The organism is bacterium endosymbiont of Bathymodiolus sp. 5 South (assembly GCF_900128535.1).
Lineage (GTDB): Bacteria > Pseudomonadota > Gammaproteobacteria > PS1 > Pseudothioglobaceae > Thiodubiliella.
Genome location: NZ_FQTR01000137.1, coordinates 1 through 4,400, shown reverse-complemented (window position 1 = coordinate 4,400; position 4,400 = coordinate 1). Strand labels below are relative to the sequence as shown.

1 protein-coding gene is annotated in these 4,400 nt (G+C 44.9%); it reads right to left on the bottom strand.

Annotated features, from left to right (window positions below):
* Positions 1 to 4,400: beta strand repeat-containing protein (locus BBROOKSOX_RS09110; protein ID WP_139661250.1), on the bottom strand; the 4,400-nt coding region annotated here is incomplete at both ends.

Below are 4,400 nucleotides of genomic sequence, written 5' to 3'. Positions count from 1 at the left end.
GCCAATGGTTTTACCCGTTACTTTGGCAAAATCAGCATTTAACGCAAGCTCAGCATCCAATATTAATTTATCGTTTACTTCATTCAAGCCAGCACCGCCTAACACCACTTTAATGGTTTTAATATCCATATCGGCGGCATCTTCAATGTCTGCATTAAACGCTATGCCTGCTGTGATTTGTGCTGTGTTTGCGATTACTGAACTACTAGATTGAATGCCTGCCATAGGGTCTAAATCGATAACAGGAGGTAGATCGTTCACGCTAATACCTTGTTGAATCCAAAGTGCAGCTTTGGCATTAGTGTTGGCATAACCATGAGTATAAACATCATAAGTAATACCGCCTTCGGTTTTAGTGATGCCTGCCGCCTTGACAAAGTCTGATATATTCACAGTGTCACCACTATCCCCTAACACCTTAAGAATATTAGTGCTGGTGGAAGCATCTAGTAGATTATTTAGATTGAGTTTTAAGGTATTGTCGCCTGAACCCCTAATGTCAATTATTTCAATATCCTGAATACGGGTATTACTGATACTGGTTAAATCCAAGGTTAGATCTGCACCGTCTAATTTAAGAGTATCAACACCACCACCGCCATTCACACGGGCACGGTTGCCTGTGCCGGTTTGTTCTAATGCAGTGATATTACTGGCGTTAATGAGAATGCTATCTGTGCCTAAGCCGGCGTTAAATACATCCATGCCACCATTGCCTGTTAGGGTATCGTTGCCGGCGCCGGCAACGAAGATTTCATCGCGACTGGTGCCTGCAAGTGTGTTGGCGTTTTTATCACCGAGATAATCAATGGCGTGTTGGGAATTACCGCCCAGTTTTATCAAGTCTATGGCATTGGTGTCGGTTTTGCCAAAGATGACATAAGATTTACCTGCATTTGGCTTATCACTGAGATCGGCATACTTAGCACCGACAATCAAATCATCTAAGCCATCGCCGTTGACATCGCCTGCACTGGAGACTGAGAAGCCACTCCGATCACCCCATGCCTCACCATGAATAACAAACCCTCCTGTAGGGGTGTTTGCATCAGCAATGGCACTTAGATTAACGGCATTGTTGTTGGTTTTACCAAACACAACATAAGATTTACCTGCAGTAGATTGACCACTTGGGGCACCCCAGGCGCCTACAATCAAATCATCCAAGCCATCGCCGTTGACATCGCCTGCACTGGAAACTGAGAAGCCACTAAAATCACCCGCTGTCTCGCCATGAATAACAAAGCCGCCTAAAGGGTTGCTTGCATCAGCAATGGCACTCAGATTAATAGCACTGCTGTTGGCTTTACCAAACACAACATAAGATTTACCTACATTGGTTATATTATTTAGATCGCCACCCTTAGCACCCACAATCAAATCATCCAAACCATCGCCGTTGACATCGCCTGCACTGGAGACTGAGAAGCCACTATAATCATACGCTGCCTCACCATTGATAACAAAACCCCCTGTTGGGTTGCTTGCATCAGCAATCACACTCAGATCAATGGCGCTATTGTTGGCTTTACCAAACACAACATAAGATTTTCCTATCAGTGTTTTACCACTTAGCTCAGCTTGATAAGCACCCACAATCAAATCATCCAAACCATCACCGTTGACATCGCCTGCACTGGAGACTGAATAGCCACTATAATCATTCGCTACCTCGCCATTGATAACAAATCCCCCTGTCGGGTTGTTTGCATTAGCAATGGCACTCAGATTAATGGCACTGCTGTTGGTTTTACCAAACACAACATAAGATTTACCTGCATCAGATTGACCGCTTGGACTGGCGCTCCAGGCACCCACAATCAAATCATCCAAACCATCGCCGTTGACATCGCCTGCACTGGAGACTGAATAGCCACTATAATCACTCGCTGCCTCGCCATTAATAACAAAGCCGCCTAAAGGGTTGCTTGCATCAGCAATGGCACTCAGATTAATAGCACTGCTGTTGGCTTTACCAAATACAACATAAGATTTACCTGTATCAGATTGACCACTACCCCAAGCACCCACAATCAAATCATCCAAGCCATCGCCGTTAACATCACCTGCACAGGATACTGAGAAGCCACTCCAATCATATGCTGCCTCGCCATTAATAACAAAGCCGCCTAAAGGGTTGCTTGCATCAGCAATGGCACTCAGATTAATGGCACTGCTGTTGGTTTTACCAAACACAACATAAGATTTACCTGCAGCTAGCTTGCCACTTGGGTCGGCCTGATGAGCGCCAATAATCAGATCATCCAAGCCATCGCCGTTAACATCACCTGCACTGGAGACTGGTAGAGCGCTAAAATCATCCTTTGACTCGCCATTGATAACAAAGCCACGCTGTATCCCTTTTAACATTACACCTTTTTGAATCCAAAGTTCGGCATTAACATTGGTATTGGCGTCATCATGAGTGTAAACATCATAAGTGATACCATCAACAGTTTTATCAATGGTTGAATCACCAAAACCAGCAGCATATACTTTATCGCCACTATTACCCAGTACTTTAAGAATATTGGTGCTAGTAGAGGCGTCTAATAACTCGTCTAAATTGAGTGTTAGAATGTTGTTACCTGAGCCTGTAATGTCAATAACTTCAATGTCTTGAATGCGTCTGTTGCTGATCTTGGTGAGATCTAGGGTTAAACCTGCTCCCTCTAATTTAAGGGTGTCAATACCACCGCCACCATCAGCACGGGCACGGTTGCCTGCGCCAGTTTGTTCTAATGCAGTGATATTGCTGGCGTTGATGATGATCGTGTCACTGCCTAAACCTGCATTAAAGACATCCATGCCGCCGTTGCCTGTTAGGGTGTCGTTGCCTGCGCCAGCAACAAAGATTTCAGCTTTGTTAGTTGTAGTACTGGTAAGGGTATTGGCGTTTTCATCGCCAAGGTAATCAATAGTATATTTTGACCCACCGCCCAGTTTTGATAAATCTATGGCACCCGTATCGGTTTTGCCGAAGATGACATAGGATTTACCCGCGTATGATTTATTGTTTGGATCGGCAGTCTGAGCACTCACAATCAAATCATCTAAGCCATCACCATTCACATCACCTGCACTGGAGACTGAGTAGCCACTCCAATCATTCACTGACTCGCCATTGATAACAAAGCCACCTGTGCCAGCGGCAATGGCTGATAAATTAATAGCCGCGTTGTCTTGTTTGCCGAACACGACATAGGATTTACCTGCGTTTGATTTATCGCTTGGATTGGCATAATAAGCACCCACAATCAAATCATCTAAGCCATCGCCGTTAACATCGCCTGCGCTGGAAACTGAGAAGCCACTATAATCATGCCTTGACTCGCCATTGATAACAAAGCCACCTGTGCCAGCGGTAATGGCTGATAAATTAATAGTCGCGTTGTCTTGTTTGCCGAACACGACATACGACTTACCTGCGTCTGATGCACCGCTTGCATCGGCATTTATGGCACCAATAATCAAATCATCCAAACCATCGCCGTTAACATCGCCTGCGCTGGAGACTGAGTAGCCACTCAAATCACCCACTGACTCGCCTTTGATAACAAAGCCACCTGTGCCAGCGGCAATGGCTGACAAATTAATAGCGGTATTGTCTTGTTTGCCAAATACAACATACGATTTTCCTGCTCTTGTCTTGTCACTCAGGTCGGCAGCCCAAGCACTCACAATCAAATCATCTAAGCCATCACCATTCATATCACCTGCGCTGGAGACTGAGCGGCCACTATAATCATCCGCTGACTCGCCATTGATAACAAAGCCATCTGTGCTTGTACCAGCAGCAATGGCTGATAATTCAATGGCATTGGTATTGTCTTTTTTGCCAAATACAACATACGATTTACCTGCACTTATTTTACCGCTTGGATCAGCTCGATAAGCCCCCACAATCAAATCATCTAAGCCATCACCATTCACATCACCTGCATTGGAGACTGAGTAGCCACTCCAATCACCCTCTGATTCACCATTAATAACAAAACCACCTGTGCCAGCAGCAATGGCTGATAATTCAATGGTATTGGTGTCTTGTTTGCCAAATACAACATACGATTTGCCACTACTCAGATTGGCTTGATGAGCCCCCACAATCAAATCATCTAAGCCATCACCATTCACATCACCTGCATTGGAGACTGAGCAACCACTCCAATCACCCGCTGACTCGCCATTGATAACAAAACCACCTGTGCCAGCAACAATAGTTGATAAATTAATAACATCAGTGTCTTGTTTGCCGAACACAATATAGGATTTACCTGCATCTGATTTACCACTCAGATCGGCTTGATAAGCCCCCACAATCAAATCATCTAAGCCATCACCATTCACATCACCTGCATTGGAGACTGAGTGACCACTATAATCACTCGCTGCCTCGCCAT